This window comes from Moraxella bovis (genome assembly GCF_002014975.1).
GTDB lineage: Bacteria > Pseudomonadota > Gammaproteobacteria > Pseudomonadales > Moraxellaceae > Moraxella > Moraxella bovis.
Genome location: NZ_MUXV01000037.1, coordinates 1 through 12,485, shown reverse-complemented (window position 1 = coordinate 12,485; position 12,485 = coordinate 1). Strand labels below are relative to the sequence as shown.

General features: G+C 45.2%; 16 protein-coding genes. 6 read left to right on the top strand and 10 right to left on the bottom strand.

Annotated elements, in window-relative coordinates; translation table 11 throughout:
- Positions 1-93 precede the first annotated feature (93 nt).
- Both B0182_RS09605 and B0182_RS09600 read right to left on the bottom strand, forming a co-directional pair.
- Positions 94-1,098, bottom strand: coding sequence for a DsbC family protein (locus B0182_RS09605; protein WP_078274732.1), 1,005 nt, complete (start codon positions 1,096-1,098; stop codon positions 94-96).
- A 177-nt stretch (positions 1,099-1,275) separates the two neighbouring features.
- A complete protein-coding gene (locus B0182_RS09600; RefSeq protein WP_078274731.1) occupies positions 1,276-1,977 on the bottom strand; it encodes a pseudouridine synthase in 702 nt (233 codons plus the stop codon).
- 79 nt (positions 1,978-2,056) lie between these two features.
- On the opposite strand from B0182_RS09600, the gene B0182_RS09595 reads away from it, so the two are divergent.
- The gene (locus B0182_RS09595; protein WP_078274730.1) at positions 2,057-2,653 is read left to right on the top strand and encodes an IMPACT family protein; all 597 of its coding nucleotides are present in this window, start codon (positions 2,057-2,059) and stop codon (positions 2,651-2,653) included.
- 165 nt (positions 2,654-2,818) lie between these two features.
- On the opposite strand, the gene B0182_RS09590 is transcribed toward B0182_RS09595, so the two are convergent.
- Positions 2,819-3,436: a thiol:disulfide interchange protein DsbA/DsbL gene (locus B0182_RS09590; RefSeq protein WP_078274729.1), complete on the bottom strand. Its 618-nt coding sequence runs from the start codon at positions 3,434-3,436 to the stop codon at positions 2,819-2,821.
- Between the two features lie 282 nt (positions 3,437-3,718).
- Between B0182_RS09590 and ubiG the strand changes: the two genes are divergently transcribed.
- From ubiG to B0182_RS09565, 5 genes are all read left to right on the top strand, one after another.
- Entirely contained in the window at positions 3,719-4,477 is a 759-nt protein-coding gene (gene ubiG / locus B0182_RS09585; RefSeq protein WP_078274728.1) for a bifunctional 2-polyprenyl-6-hydroxyphenol methylase/3-demethylubiquinol 3-O-methyltransferase UbiG, read from the top strand.
- Position 4,478: 1 nt separating this feature from the next.
- Positions 4,479-5,168 (top strand): HAD family hydrolase, encoded by a 690-nt coding sequence (locus tag B0182_RS09580; RefSeq protein WP_078274727.1) that lies wholly within the window; start codon positions 4,479-4,481, stop codon positions 5,166-5,168.
- A 276-nt stretch (positions 5,169-5,444) separates the two neighbouring features.
- Positions 5,445-6,203 carry a YciK family oxidoreductase gene (locus tag B0182_RS09575; RefSeq protein WP_078274726.1) on the top strand — a complete coding sequence of 253 codons (759 nt, stop codon included), beginning with the start codon at positions 5,445-5,447 and terminating at the stop codon, positions 6,201-6,203.
- 109 nt (positions 6,204-6,312) lie between these two features.
- Entirely contained in the window at positions 6,313-7,638 is a 1,326-nt protein-coding gene (gene paeA, locus B0182_RS09570; RefSeq protein WP_078274725.1) for a polyamine export protein PaeA, read from the top strand.
- Positions 7,639-7,782: 144 nt separating this feature from the next.
- Entirely contained in the window at positions 7,783-8,505 is a 723-nt protein-coding gene (locus B0182_RS09565) for a nitroreductase family protein (protein ID WP_029103568.1), read from the top strand.
- Between the two features lie 39 nt (positions 8,506-8,544).
- On the opposite strand, the gene B0182_RS09560 is transcribed toward B0182_RS09565, so the two are convergent.
- From B0182_RS09560 to B0182_RS14370, 7 genes are all read right to left on the bottom strand, one after another.
- On the bottom strand, positions 8,545-8,757 hold the full coding sequence (locus tag B0182_RS09560; RefSeq protein ID WP_078274724.1) for a hypothetical protein: 213 nt from the start codon (positions 8,755-8,757) through the stop codon (positions 8,545-8,547).
- Positions 8,758-8,872: 115 nt separating this feature from the next.
- Complete coding sequence (locus tag B0182_RS09555) at positions 8,873-9,697, bottom strand: tyrosine-type recombinase/integrase (RefSeq protein ID WP_078274723.1); 825 nt, start codon at positions 9,695-9,697, stop codon at positions 8,873-8,875.
- A gap of 49 nt (positions 9,698-9,746) precedes the next feature.
- Entirely contained in the window at positions 9,747-10,028 is a 282-nt protein-coding gene (nadS, locus tag B0182_RS09550; RefSeq protein ID WP_078274722.1) for a NadS family protein, read from the bottom strand.
- Positions 10,018-10,353 carry a type II toxin-antitoxin system RelE/ParE family toxin gene (locus tag B0182_RS09545; protein WP_228157738.1) on the bottom strand — a complete coding sequence of 112 codons (336 nt, stop codon included), beginning with the start codon at positions 10,351-10,353 and terminating at the stop codon, positions 10,018-10,020. Before B0182_RS09545 ends, nadS begins: the two co-directional genes overlap by 11 nt.
- 63 nt (positions 10,354-10,416) lie before the next feature.
- On the bottom strand, positions 10,417-11,577 hold the full coding sequence (locus tag B0182_RS09540; protein WP_078274721.1) for a zonular occludens toxin domain-containing protein: 1,161 nt from the start codon (positions 11,575-11,577) through the stop codon (positions 10,417-10,419).
- A gap of 85 nt (positions 11,578-11,662) precedes the next feature.
- Positions 11,663-11,956 carry a DUF2523 family protein gene (locus tag B0182_RS09535; protein WP_078274720.1) on the bottom strand — a complete coding sequence of 98 codons (294 nt, stop codon included), beginning with the start codon at positions 11,954-11,956 and terminating at the stop codon, positions 11,663-11,665.
- Positions 11,953-12,485: virulence factor TspB C-terminal domain-related protein (locus tag B0182_RS14370; protein WP_280522595.1), on the bottom strand; the 533-nt coding region annotated here is incomplete at its 5' end. The genes B0182_RS14370 and B0182_RS09535, both read right to left, overlap by 4 nt.

Genomic DNA, 12,485 nt, shown 5'->3' with positions numbered 1-12,485 from the left:
AAGTGGTCGGATAGCCATTTTCATGCAAAAACAGTTTATTTATTTCTAAAATATTTCTATATTGTAAATAGTATTATAAAGGGCAGGCATGCCCTACTTTGCTGTCAAAAACTTGACCAATTCATCATTTGCCACGTTGCCTTCAAACAACTCGCCATTTTCACCATAGACGGCAGGGGTGGCGATGATGGCAAGGGGGCGGACTTTGGCGATGTTGGATGACAGATGGTTGTCGTCATTACCGCATTGGTTGCCTGCCTTGACCCCTTTCATGGCAAGGTCTAGGAGCTTGGCGCGCTTGGCGTTATCACGCTCGCACCAGATTTGTCGCATGGGCTTAGGCGACTCATCATAGACAGGATAGCCGATGACCTTGACGGTAATGCCTTTGGCGGTAAGATTGGGAATGTTTTTGTGAAGTATCTTGCAGTAGGGGCAGTTGATGTCGGTGGCGACATAGACGACCGCTCGCTCGTCTTTGGCAGGATAGATGGTCAGGTTGGCAGGGTCTAAGGTGGCGAGCGTGTGGCGGTTTTTGGCAGTCTCAAAGGCGGTGTCAAGTCCGCCAAGTTTGCCGTTGGCAATCACGCTGACATCACCCCCGATGACATAACGAGCGTCTGCACTGACCAAAAATGGCGTGCCATTTTGGGCAACCGCCCAAAGCAAGCCCTTGATACTCGTGTGAAAAAACACGGTGTCAGGGGTGACTAGGGGCAGGGCGTTCATGTTGGCAAGCAGGGCGATTTTATGGTCTTCGTCTATCGGGGTGCCTGTGGGCTTATCGCTCATGATGGTAGGGTCGATGGCGTGAATGGTGCTGGGGTTCGGTTCGGCGGTGGCGTTAATCACATAGCGAGCGTCAGGCGTGATAAGCAGACTCTCGCCCGTGGTCAGCGTTACCATCAAAAGCTCGCCAATGCCTGTCGGGGTGATGGTGCGAACGGGTGTGGCAAGTCCGATTTGGCGTAGGGTTTGTTTGATGAGTTGGTTGTCACTTGCGGTAATGGGGGTGGGTGTCTGGGCGGTGCTTGGCAGACTGATGGTGGCAGTTGTGATGGCAAGGCTTAGGGTAAGTAACGTGCTAAATGTTTTCATGGTTTATCCCAAAATGATTTGGCATAGATTATACCCCAAAATCTAAGCGAGCGAGAGCCGTTTACAACTTCCCCACAATCTGACAAGGTTGGGCAGTAAAGTATGATTGGCAAAAATCCATAAAAATTGGGGCGGTGATTTATTGCTCAAATAAACACACCAATCCGCCCAAATTAATCAAAACTGCCCAATCTCATCATCACTCAAAAAGCGACTCTCGCCCATCTCAAGCCCATCTAGCGTAATCGTGCCAATGCTTGCTCGGTGTAGCTCGATGACTTTATTGCCAAAATACGCCATCATGCGTTTGACCTGATGATATTTACCTTCGGTCAAGATAAGCGTGGCGTGCGTCTCATCTGTAAATAACAGCTCGGCAGGGCGAGTTTTTTCGGTATCACCTTCTAACAAAATGCCGTTTGCCACTTGTTTTATGGCATAGGCTTGCTCGTCTGGGGTCATCGGGTCGGCAAGCGTAATCTCATAGCGTTTGGGCTGATGACGCTTGGGACTGGTAACTCGGTGTAGCCACGCTCCGTCATCGGATAGAAGTAACGCTCCTGTGGTGTCCACGTCAAGCCGTCCTGCAATCCGCAAACTTGCCACTTCTGGCACGGCAATCAGCTCGGTAACAATGGGGTATTCTTTGGCTTTTAGAGTGCATTCAAAGCCGTCTGGCTTATAGAGCAAAATATAACGGCTACCGTCCGCCACCGACAACGGCTCGCCCGCCCACAGCACTTCATCATCGGCATTGATATGTACGCTACCGTCTTTGATGACTTTATCGTTTACCGTAATCTCGCCACGGTGCAGGATTTTTTTGCATTCACTGCGGGAGAGTTCAGTGGCTTTACTTAAAAATTTGTCCAGCCTCATTGTTTGGTCTCAGGTGTTTTAGTTTAAAAATAACGGTGTTTAGTGTATCATACTTATACATTTTTAGAAAAATTTTCGCATGACCTACCATACCTTATCCGCCCCTTGCCAAGCGGTTTATGAAATCAAAAAAAGCGAATTTCTTGCCTTTGCCTATCCGATTGATAGCCGTGAACAATTAATGTTCCACGTGGAACAACTGCGAACCACCTACCCAGATGCTCGCCATGTTTGTTATGGTTATATTATCGGCGACCCACACAACACCACGCACGCAGGTTTTGACGATGACGGCGAACCAGGTGGCACGGCAGGCAGACCGATTTTAAATGTGTTGCAACACAAGGCAATTGGCGATTTGCTTGTGGTGGTCGTGCGGTATTTTGGTGGCATCAAACTTGGGGCAGGTGGGCTGACACGAGCTTACGCTACCGCCACGCAGCTGGTGGTAGATAAGATGATCCTTGTGCCATTTGTGCCAAAATCACAGGTCAAAGTCGCCACCACCTTCGCCCACGAAGCCCAAATCCGCTATCTGGTCGGGCAGGCTGGTGGCGAGATTTTAGGGGTAGACTATGCTCACCATGTCGTGATGAGCGTGGAGCTAGACAACGAAAAGGTGGACGAGTTTGGAGAGAGTTTGGGGGTGTTTGGCGAGCTGTTAAGGGGGGAGTAATTATAGTAAATTAACCCCAATTTGCACCAATGCTAAATATTGAAAAATACCTTTGTGGGAGCGTGCTTTCCACGCCTTTTGGTGGTGTATTTTGAAGTTAAACGATGATAAAAAGACATAAAAAAGTCCGCACCAATCATGGCACGGACTGTATGAGCAAGCTGATTATTTTTTCTCTTCACGCACTTTATTGATAAGAAAATCAACCACTTGGGTAACTTTGGCATCATCGCCTGCAACCACATATTTACCATGCACGACAACGGCAGGCACGCCAGTGAGCTGATAGTTTTTCGCCCCTGCTTTTGAGCGTTCTAGTTTGGTGGTAACGGCAAATGAGTCGTAAGTGGTATTAAACTTGGTTTTGTCCACGCCTTGGGTGGCATACCAGTCGGCAAGGGTTTCTTTGGATCTGTCCACACGTTTGCCGTCTTTGTGAATCGCGTCAAATAGGGCTTGGTGGGTTTTTTCTTCATAACCCATAATTTGGGCGGCATAAAAACCACGGGCAGGCACTTCCCACACAGGGTTCATGGCGGCAGGCGTGCGGAAAAACGCCACGTCTTTGGCACGGGTTTTTGCCCATTTTTGCATGTGTGGCTCTAAGCTGTAACAATGCGGACAACCATACCAAAAGAACTCACGCACCACGATGACATCGCCAGCGATTTTCTCAGGATTGGGCAGGACTTTGTAGTCTTGACCTTCAACAAAATTGGCATGAGCCATGCCAGATAGACCAACCGCTAACGCAAGGGCGGTGAATTTAAGGGTGTTTTTCATAAAAAATCCTAGATTGGCACAGTGCCAACAAATCGTTTTGGTAAAACCAAATATGGGTAAATAAAAATATCGCATAGTTTAACTTATTTTTGCCAAAATTGGGTAATAGAATTCTTAATCAAACGTTGTATTATGTAAATTTTTATGAAATATGCCTAAAATTTAAGCATTTTTAAATGAACAACACAAAATTTGCCAAAATCTGTATGAAAAGCAAGGGAAAAAGTGGTTAAAAATCGCTAAAAATGGTAAGATAAGCCAATTTATCACTTGGGATAGCTCATGACCGCACACACCGCCCACAATGCCGACTTTGATGAAATTGGCAAATTCACCCGCCTTGCCGATGAATGGTGGGACAGACAAGGGGCGTTTAAGTCCTTGCACGACATTAACCCCTTACGCCTTGACTGGATAGAAGACCAAACGTGCGCCTTTTTTGGCTCAAGATTAAACGGCAAAAAGGTGCTGGACGTGGGCTGTGGTGGCGGTATTTTGTCGCATTCTATGGCGGTGCGTGGGGCGGACGTGCTGGGTGTGGATTTGGGGGAGCAAAACCTGCAAGCAGGGCAGATTCATGCCGAGCGGACAGGCATGACCGACACGCTCGCCTTTCGCTGTGTGGCGATAGAAGAGCTTGCTAGCGAGCAGGCGGGGATGTATGACGTCGTAACGTGCATGGAGATGTTAGAACACGTCCCTGACCCGTCTGCGATTGTGCGTGCGTGCTTTGCCTTATTAAAGCCCAATGGCGTGTTTGTAACGTCCACGATTAACCGTAACCCCAAATCCTACCTATTTGCCATTGTGGGGGCGGAGTATGTGCTACGCCTTGTGGATAAAGGCACGCACGATTTTAACAAATTCATCACGCCTGCCGAGCTTGATGACATGGCTATCAGGGCAGGATTTGCCCGTGATAACATGACAGGGCTACACTACAACCCCTTAAACAAGCGGTTTTGGCTCTCCGACAGTAATGTGGACGTAAACTACATGATGTCGTTTGTCAAGGGTCAAAGCCCAAAGGCGGTGGGCTGACATGACAAGCACAACAAAGCTAAATGCGGTTTTATTTGACTTAGACGGCACGCTCATCGACACCGCCCCTGATTTTATCCGTATCATCAAGCTCATGTGTGCCAAGCACAATCACCCTTGCCCCACTGATACCGCCATTCGTGAGCAGGTCTCGGCAGGGGCTAGGGCAATGGTGCGTTTGATGTTTGGCGATGAGCTCATGAACGTGGCGGACACGGACGAGCGAATGCTTGCCTATCGTCAAGAGTTTTTGGATTTGTACGAGCAGGACATTTGTGTGGATAGCCGACTGTTTGACGGCTTGGACAGTCTACTTGACACCTTAGAAAATAAAGGCGTGGCGTGGGGCATTGTTACCAACAAACCTAGATATTTAGCAGAACAGCTTCTGGATAAATTAGACCTAGCCAAACGCTGTGCGGTGCTTGTTTGCCCTGATGATGTGGCAAACACCAAACCCGACCCAGAGCCGATGTTTTTGGCGTGCAAAAAGCTAAACATAGACCCCAAAAATTGCATTTATGTGGGCGACCACATCAGAGACATACAGGCAGGGCGAGCATCTGGCATGATGACGGTGGCGGTGGGGTTTGGCTATATTGTCCCTGATGAAAATCCCCATGAGTGGGGGGCGGATAAGGTGGTGGATACGCCTGATGAATTGAGGCGGTTGGGGTTGGGGTTGGTTTAAGCCGTTGCCAATTTGACAATGCCAATTTTAAAATGATTTAAATTTAACCGCTTTTAATTTTTCATTGATAAAATATGCGTGCCACACACCTTTTAAATAAGAAATGTATTTAATGAACTTAATATTTGCCACAGGCTTGTAGGGGTGGGCTTTCCACGCCCGTTGGTAAAACTAGTACACTCCTACGGTGGTATATTTTGAAGTTAAGCAAGTATAAAATTATTTAAATTTAACCATATTTTAATTTTTACTTAATAAAAAAATCAGCACCCAACCATGACGACACAAGACATTTTAAACTATACCCCGACCGCCGACAGCCTATCCGACAAGATTATTCTAGTAACAGGGGCAGGGGACGGCATTGGCAAAGTGGCAAGCCTAACCTATGCCAAATGTGGGGCGACTGTACTCCTGCTTGGCAAAACAGAGTCCAAACTAGAAGCGGTCTATGATGAGATAGAGAGTTTGGGGCTTGCCATGCCTGCCATTTTGCCCATGGATTTAGAAAAGGCGAGCTTTGCCCAGATGAATGAGCTTGCAACCCTAATTCAAAAAGAGTTTGGCAGGCTTGACGGCGTGCTACATAATGCAGGTGTGCTTGGGGCATTGACCCCACTTGAAATGTACGACCCTATTACCTTTGAGCAGGTCATGCACGTCAATGCCACAGCCGTGTTTATGCTTACCCAAGCCCTATTTCCGCTACTTGTCTCTGCCCCCAGTGGCTCGGTGGTGTTCACAAGCTCTGGCGTGGCAAAAGTGCGACCCTTTTGGGGGGCGTATGCCTTATCTAAGCAGATGATAGAAGGCATGAGTACCATTTTTACCGAAGAGACCAAAAACCACACCGCCTTGCGGTTTAACTGTATCAATCCAGGGGCGACTCGCACCAACATGAGAGCCCACGCCTTTCCAGGGGAGAATCCTTTGACCCTAAAAACGCCCGAAGACATCATGCCTGCCTATGTGTATCTCATGACCGACATGGCAAGCGGGGTAAAAGGGCAAGTGATACATTGCCAACCCAAATAACATCAGGGGCGAGTGTTCGCCCTTTTTTGTGGGCGTACGTCTTTGTACTTGAAATTTAAACGAAAATTGATAAACTACTACAAAACATTAAAACATTTTGAGCATTCACATGGATTTATTACAACATTTATTTTTAATCGCCATATTGATATTAGTATCAAGTTTTTTTTCAATTTCTGAGATTGCCTTAGCAGGGGCAAGAAAATTGAAACTAAAACTCATCTCCGAAGGAGGCGATAATCGTGCTGATAAAATCATGCACTTGCAAGAAAATTCGGCGGACTTCTTTGCCACCAGCCAAATAGGCCTAAACGCAGTCGCTATCCTTGGTGGTTCGGTGGGTGAAGGGGCGCTTCGTCCTTATTTTGCCCAGTTTATCGGACAGTTTTATCAAGGGCAGTGGACAGAGAGTATTGCGTTTTTTACGAGTTTTGCGGTGGTAACGCTCATCTTTATCCTATATGCTGATTTGATTCCCAAACGCATTGCCATGATAAACCCCGAAAAGGTCGCCCTAGCAGTCATCAATCCCATGCTCGTGGTCATCAAGGTGGTCAAACCGCTTGTGTGGATTATCAATGGCATTGCCAACGCCACGTTTCGCCTGTTCAAAATCAACACCGTGCGAGAAGAGAGCATTACCTTTGATGACGTCTCTGCCATTATGGATGCAGGGGCGGAGGCAGGCGTGGTGTTACAGCAAGAACAGCATTTTATTGAAAATGTCTTTGAGCTAGAAGAGCGTACCGTACCGTCATCGATGACCGTGCGTGAAGATGTGGTGTATTTTACGCTGGGTGAGTCCGAAGAGTCCATGCGACAAAAGATAGCTGAGTTTCCGTATTCCAAATTTTTGGTGTGCAATGAGACCATTGACCAAGTCATCGGCTATGTGGACACCAAAGACATTTTGGTAAGGCTACTCAACAACCAATCTTTTGTACAGCTTAACGAGAGTACCATTCGTAACGTGCTGATTATCCCTGATACGCTCACTTTGTCTGAGCTTTTGGATAAATTTCGTGCCAGTAAAGAAAAATTTGCGGTCGTCATCAACGAATATGCATGGGTGGTCGGGGTCATTACATTGTCCGACATCATGATGACGGTCATGGGGGACTGGGGGTCGCCCATCGAGGAAGAACAGCAGATTATCCGCCGTGATGAAAATTCATGGCTCATTGACGGTAGCACGCCCATCGATGATGTCAAGCACGCCCTTGATGTGGTGGAGTTTGAAGATTGGGATCATTATGAGACGTTGGCGGGCTTTATCATGTATCGCTTGCGAAAAATCCCACGTCCTGCCGATTTTGTCGTGCATGAAAATCTAAAATTTGAAGTGGTGGACATTGACCATTACAAGATTGACCAAGTGCTGGTAACTCGTCTGCCTGAGAATGTAGAAGAAGTGGCAGATAGGGACTGGATGTAGGGCGAGATGCGTTTGTAAAAATGTTTAAAAATATTAGGGCGGAATAAATTCGCCCTTTTTATGCAAAATTTTTATGCAAAAATGCCAATCATCACCGCACCAACCATGCTATAATAGTTGTTTCACACCCAACCGACATAGATTATGAGCCTATCTGACATCTTGCACCATCGCCGTGCCGTGCGTGAGTACCTACCCACGCCCATTGACCCCAACATCGTCAAGGACTGCCTAGCCCTTGCCACGCTTGCCCCGACCAGCTCTAACATGCAACTGTACGAGTGCTACCACATCACCGATAAAGCCACACTCGCCACACTTGCCAAAGCCTGCCTATCCCAAAGCTCTGCCACGACCGCTGATCAAATGGTGGTGTTCGTGATACGTCCTGATTTGCACAGACAGCGTGCCACATCGGTGTTTGCCTTTGAGCGTGAAAACGTACGTACATACAGCCCTGTTCATAAGGTGGACAGGCGTATTAAAAAATTTGACCATTATTATAATCGTCTCATGCCCCTGCTCTACACCCAAGATGTGCCACTGGTGGGGACGGCAAGAAAGGGCGTGGCGTGTGCCATCTCAAAGGTTCGCCCCATGCAAAAGGACGTCTCAAAAGATGACATTCGTATCGTCATGCATAAAAGCTGTGGACTGGTCGCTCAGACGTTCATGCTTGCCATGAGTGAGCGTGGGCTTGATACTTGCCCTATGGAAGGCTTTGACGGGGCGATGATAAAGACCCTGCTTAGACTGCCTGCCATAGCCGAGATTAATATGGTGGTGTCGTGCGGTGTGCGTAGCGAGCAGGGCGTATGGGGCGAGCGGTTTCGTGTGCCGTTTGATGAAGTGTATCGGCAGATTTAACGCTTTGCAAGGTTGCTTGGCAACTCAATAAGTCCGGCACTAGACGGATAAAGCCATGTCTATGTAATTGCCAAAGACAGTAGGCACTTGGATAAATAGGGAATTGGCATACAGATAATCTTCCCCGCTTTCATCGATGATTCGCACCATGCCCAACTGCTCTGCGGTTGGGTCGTCTAGCTGTTTGTAAAGTTTCATAACTTCCAAACTGGCAGGGTAGTCTTTATTATTAATGCACAATAACCATTTCATGATAGTAACCTTTTGATTTTATACTCAACCGCACCAATGCCATGACATTCGCACCAATGGATTTCGGCTTCGGAGAGTGGAAAAAAACGGTACTTTTTAGTACCGTTTTTTGTGATTAGCCGATTAAATCAACCGCTTGTAGCTTGGTAGAGTAGTCAAGATGTGCATAACGCTGGGTGCTTGCGATGTCGCCATGCCCTAATAACTCTTTGACAGTGTAAATTGGCACGCCTTTTTGAACAAGCCAACTTGCGTAGGTGTGGCGTAGGTCGTGCATACGGCAGTTAATGCCAGCACGCTTTTTACAAAGTTGCCAGCCTTTGTTAAAGGACTTGATATTTTCGCCGGTTTTGGGGTTGGTAAAAACGTAATCGCCTTGTTTGTTGGCTTGGCGGTGTTTTAGTACGTTGTAAGCTGTATCATTGAGATACTTATACATGGTGCGTCTTGATTTACTGAGCGTATTTCTAACGATGAATTGGCGTTTTTCCAGGTGTACGTTTGCCCATTTTAGGGTTAATACTTCGGATTGACGGCAACCAGTCATGACAAGTAGTGTGATGAAGTCATGCAAGTCTGTGTTGTCAAATTCTAGGCTTGCGGTTAGTAGTTTTTCGTACTCTTGGGGGCTTAGGTAGTTTGGGATTGTGTCGGCTTCCACATATTTGACGTTGGCAAATGGGTTATTTAACGTAATCTCAAAATCTTTTGAGACTAGGTTTATTGCAGAGCGACAAAAGCCGATTTCTTTATTAACCGTTGCGTTAGATACCTGTTTTTGGCGTTCTAATGCCCATTTTTTAACGTCAGCACGTTTTAGGGTGGATAAGGGATAATCATCAAATGGGGCTAACAGAGCCAGTCTGTAAGTGTATTTGTACTTAGTCAAGTGGTATTCTTGATAGTATTTGATGATGTCGGATAATTTTTCAAAGTTCATGTTTTTACCTTATGTTGCGGTGCGACATTACACCGCAACACAGGGTAATTTATGCCATGCTAATTAAATCAGGGTTTTTGTCAAGTAATCTAATTAGGGTAATGGCTGGACCTGTTGGCGTTCTAATGCCCTGTTCCCAGTTTTTAAGCGTTTTAGGGCTTATGTGTAGCTTCTGGGCGAACTGGGTTTGTGATAGCCCTGTTTTTGCCCGAATATCTTTGATGTTTGGGCGTTCATAAGTGAATGTACGACTTGGGGAAATTTCGCCCTTAGCGATTGCCAGAGCCTCAGTCAATGAGGCTTTTAAATCATCGTAAAACTCATTTTGCACGGTAAATCTCCTTAATTGCGGTGGTTAGTTTGAGCATTTCTTTTTTCTCATCCGCCGATAGCGTTGTTTGTTTTGATTTAGGATAAGCCAAGAGCATAAAGAAAATGCCAGCACCATCAACAAAAAAGTAAATGATGCGACTGCCACCACTTTTGCCCTTGCCATCAATTGACCATCTTGTTTTGCGTACTCCGCCAGTACCACGAACAATGTCGCCTTGATGTGGGTTTTTCATCAAGTTTGTTTGTAATAGTCTGTACTCGTCATCATCCATTAAGTCTATGATTTGTTTAGTGAATAATGATGTTTCAGCAAAATGCAACATGGGAAAATCCTAATCTATTTAACGTGCATTATATACCCCATTGGGGTATAAGTCAAGAGCTGATTAAGATGGATTAAAAATAGGTTCTGTCTTTGATTTATCAGCAAATAAATACTCTTCGGTACTTGTGATTCCTTGTGTTGTTTGTTGTGGTTCTTTGGGTGGTATTTGTTGTTGATCTGATGTTTCTGTTGGCGTTGTAAAAGTAGTATTATTAAAACCGTTTCCTTCGGAACGATAAACTTTGCCAGTATTGATGTAATCTAGACATTCTTTATTTGATAATGTCATGCGGTCGCCATAAGAATTATAGGCGATGCAGTTATTGCCCATTTTCATAACACCCCTTACTTGTAACATGGGGTCTTGACGTCTGATGATGTAATCTTCTGGCAAATCCCTTTGGTATAAAAACAAGCGACGATTATGTAATTCATCTTGATGATGTTCATAGTTATTTTGAGTGATTGATTCACTTTGTGAATTGTTTTGACTATCAGTTGATAATGAAAATGTTGAATTTGTGGCATCGTCTTGCTGTGTTTTTTCGGTAGACTTTTGTTCTACACCATAAATTTTAGAGAAAAAGTTATCATTAAAAAATAGCATTTTGACAGCAAAATAGCCAAATAAAATCACACCCAAAATAATAAAAAATAAGTTTTTGGGAATGCGTTTTTTGTGGGTGTGAATGGTTGCTGATTTATAGTACTTATAAACGCTTTTATCATAATTAAAGCGTTCGGTGTGTTCGGCTAACTTTTTATTGCTTGGAGCATTTGGGGAATCAACACAATAAGCCCAATTAAAAATGGTCGCTGATGATAGACCCCACCCCCGATGTAAATGATGGTGCATACCAACAACCGCCCTAAAATTAGGATGTAGCAATACAGGAAATTGAGTAATGCCAAAAATATCATGCCCTGTGTGACGGTGTATTTGCAGGGCATCACAAATCTCATTATCATAACGAGATTTTTTGTAGGGTTCTAGCTGTTGTATTTCATCATAAAATATCACAGAACCGTCTGGTGTATCACGCCAATCAACGGGGGCAGGTTCTACCCCATCTATGTTTAAGCCGTCTATATTGGCGTAAATCATGCGGGGTTCTTTGCCCTGTTCAAGTAATTTTTGATTTTGTTTAACGTACTCTAAAATCTTTGTAACAGCAAACAAAGTTTTGCCAGAGCCGGGCGTTCCAGTAATTAAGGTAATCATAATTCACCACATTAAATTAAGTTAAATGATTTAGCGGGCGGTTCGCTCCTCCGCCTCCTTCGTCGTTGTCGTCGCTCACCGCCCTTTATTTCTTTTTAATAAAAATGCCAGCTGAATTCATGGCGGCACGAGAAACAATGGCAGATAAAATAACCGAAAAAGCATAATCCATTTGAGACATTGACATCAAAGAAAGAACGGTATCAGGTATAGAATTGATATCCGAACGAATGCGAGCAACATAGCTATTAACCAGTGAAGTCATCACAACAGTACTACCAAATGTCAGACCAGCGCCCGTTAAAACGTTTTTTAGAAGTCCTGAACCCCAAGAGTCTAAAACCCTTGATAAAAGAGATGATAAGCCAGCAAATTTCATGATTTAATACCCGTTAGAATATAAGCGGCGATGATTGTTGATATGATTTTAACAATTCCGCCAAATGATGTTGCAATCCTACAAATTGGATCAAAAGACATGGAAAACACCATGGAGCGACCACCAATAGAAAATGAAAAATTTTTGGGGGTAGGGCATGAACCACCAAAACTAATGTTTACTGAGTTTGTGGGTATTGGCATTTCATCAATATCAATGTCAGTATCTTTTTTATCTATATCGCCTTCACAAAACCATGAAGCCCATTTGCAAAACTCTGGAAGTTCAAAAGGTTTTTCATCAGCGGGGTTAGCCTCATCGGGCTTTTTTTCTTCCACGCCAATGGGATTAACCTTAGGTGGTAGCGGTCTGTCCTGTGGATTTGGGCTAGGCACAGGCTTTGGCTGTGGCTGTGTTTCGGGGTTAGCCTCATCGGGCTTTTTTTCTTCCACGCCAATGGGATTAACCTTAGGTGGTAGCGGTCTGTCCTGTGGATTTGGGCTAGGCACAGGCTTTGGCTGTGGCTGTG

What these genes read in the sequence shown, in the direction of transcription:
- B0182_RS09575 (WP_078274726.1), top strand. Translation starts at nt 5,445, where the DNA reads ATGACGACACAAGACATTTTAAACTATACCCCGACCGCCGACAGCCTA.
- B0182_RS09580 (WP_078274727.1), top strand. Translation starts at nt 4,479, where the DNA reads ATGACAAGCACAACAAAGCTAAATGCGGTTTTATTTGACTTAGACGGC.
- B0182_RS09565 (WP_029103568.1), top strand. Translation starts at nt 7,783, where the DNA reads ATGAGCCTATCTGACATCTTGCACCATCGCCGTGCCGTGCGTGAGTAC.
- paeA (WP_078274725.1), top strand. Translation starts at nt 6,313, where the DNA reads ATGGATTTATTACAACATTTATTTTTAATCGCCATATTGATATTAGTA.
- B0182_RS09605 (WP_078274732.1), bottom strand. Translation starts at nt 1,098, where the DNA reads ATGAAAACATTTAGCACGTTACTTACCCTAAGCCTTGCCATCACAACT.
- B0182_RS09555 (WP_078274723.1), bottom strand. Translation starts at nt 9,697, where the DNA reads ATGAACTTTGAAAAATTATCCGACATCATCAAATACTATCAAGAATAC.
- B0182_RS09595 (WP_078274730.1), top strand. Translation starts at nt 2,057, where the DNA reads ATGACCTACCATACCTTATCCGCCCCTTGCCAAGCGGTTTATGAAATC.
- B0182_RS09540 (WP_078274721.1), bottom strand. Translation starts at nt 11,577, where the DNA reads ATGATTACCTTAATTACTGGAACGCCCGGCTCTGGCAAAACTTTGTTT.
- B0182_RS09590 (WP_078274729.1), bottom strand. Translation starts at nt 3,436, where the DNA reads ATGAAAAACACCCTTAAATTCACCGCCCTTGCGTTAGCGGTTGGTCTA.
- B0182_RS09600 (WP_078274731.1), bottom strand. Translation starts at nt 1,977, where the DNA reads ATGAGGCTGGACAAATTTTTAAGTAAAGCCACTGAACTCTCCCGCAGT.
- ubiG (WP_078274728.1), top strand. Translation starts at nt 3,719, where the DNA reads ATGACCGCACACACCGCCCACAATGCCGACTTTGATGAAATTGGCAAA.
- B0182_RS09545 (WP_228157738.1), bottom strand. Translation starts at nt 10,353, where the DNA reads ATGTTGCATTTTGCTGAAACATCATTATTCACTAAACAAATCATAGAC.
- B0182_RS09560 (WP_078274724.1), bottom strand. Translation starts at nt 8,757, where the DNA reads ATGAAATGGTTATTGTGCATTAATAATAAAGACTACCCTGCCAGTTTG.
- B0182_RS09535 (WP_078274720.1), bottom strand. Translation starts at nt 11,956, where the DNA reads ATGAAATTTGCTGGCTTATCATCTCTTTTATCAAGGGTTTTAGACTCT.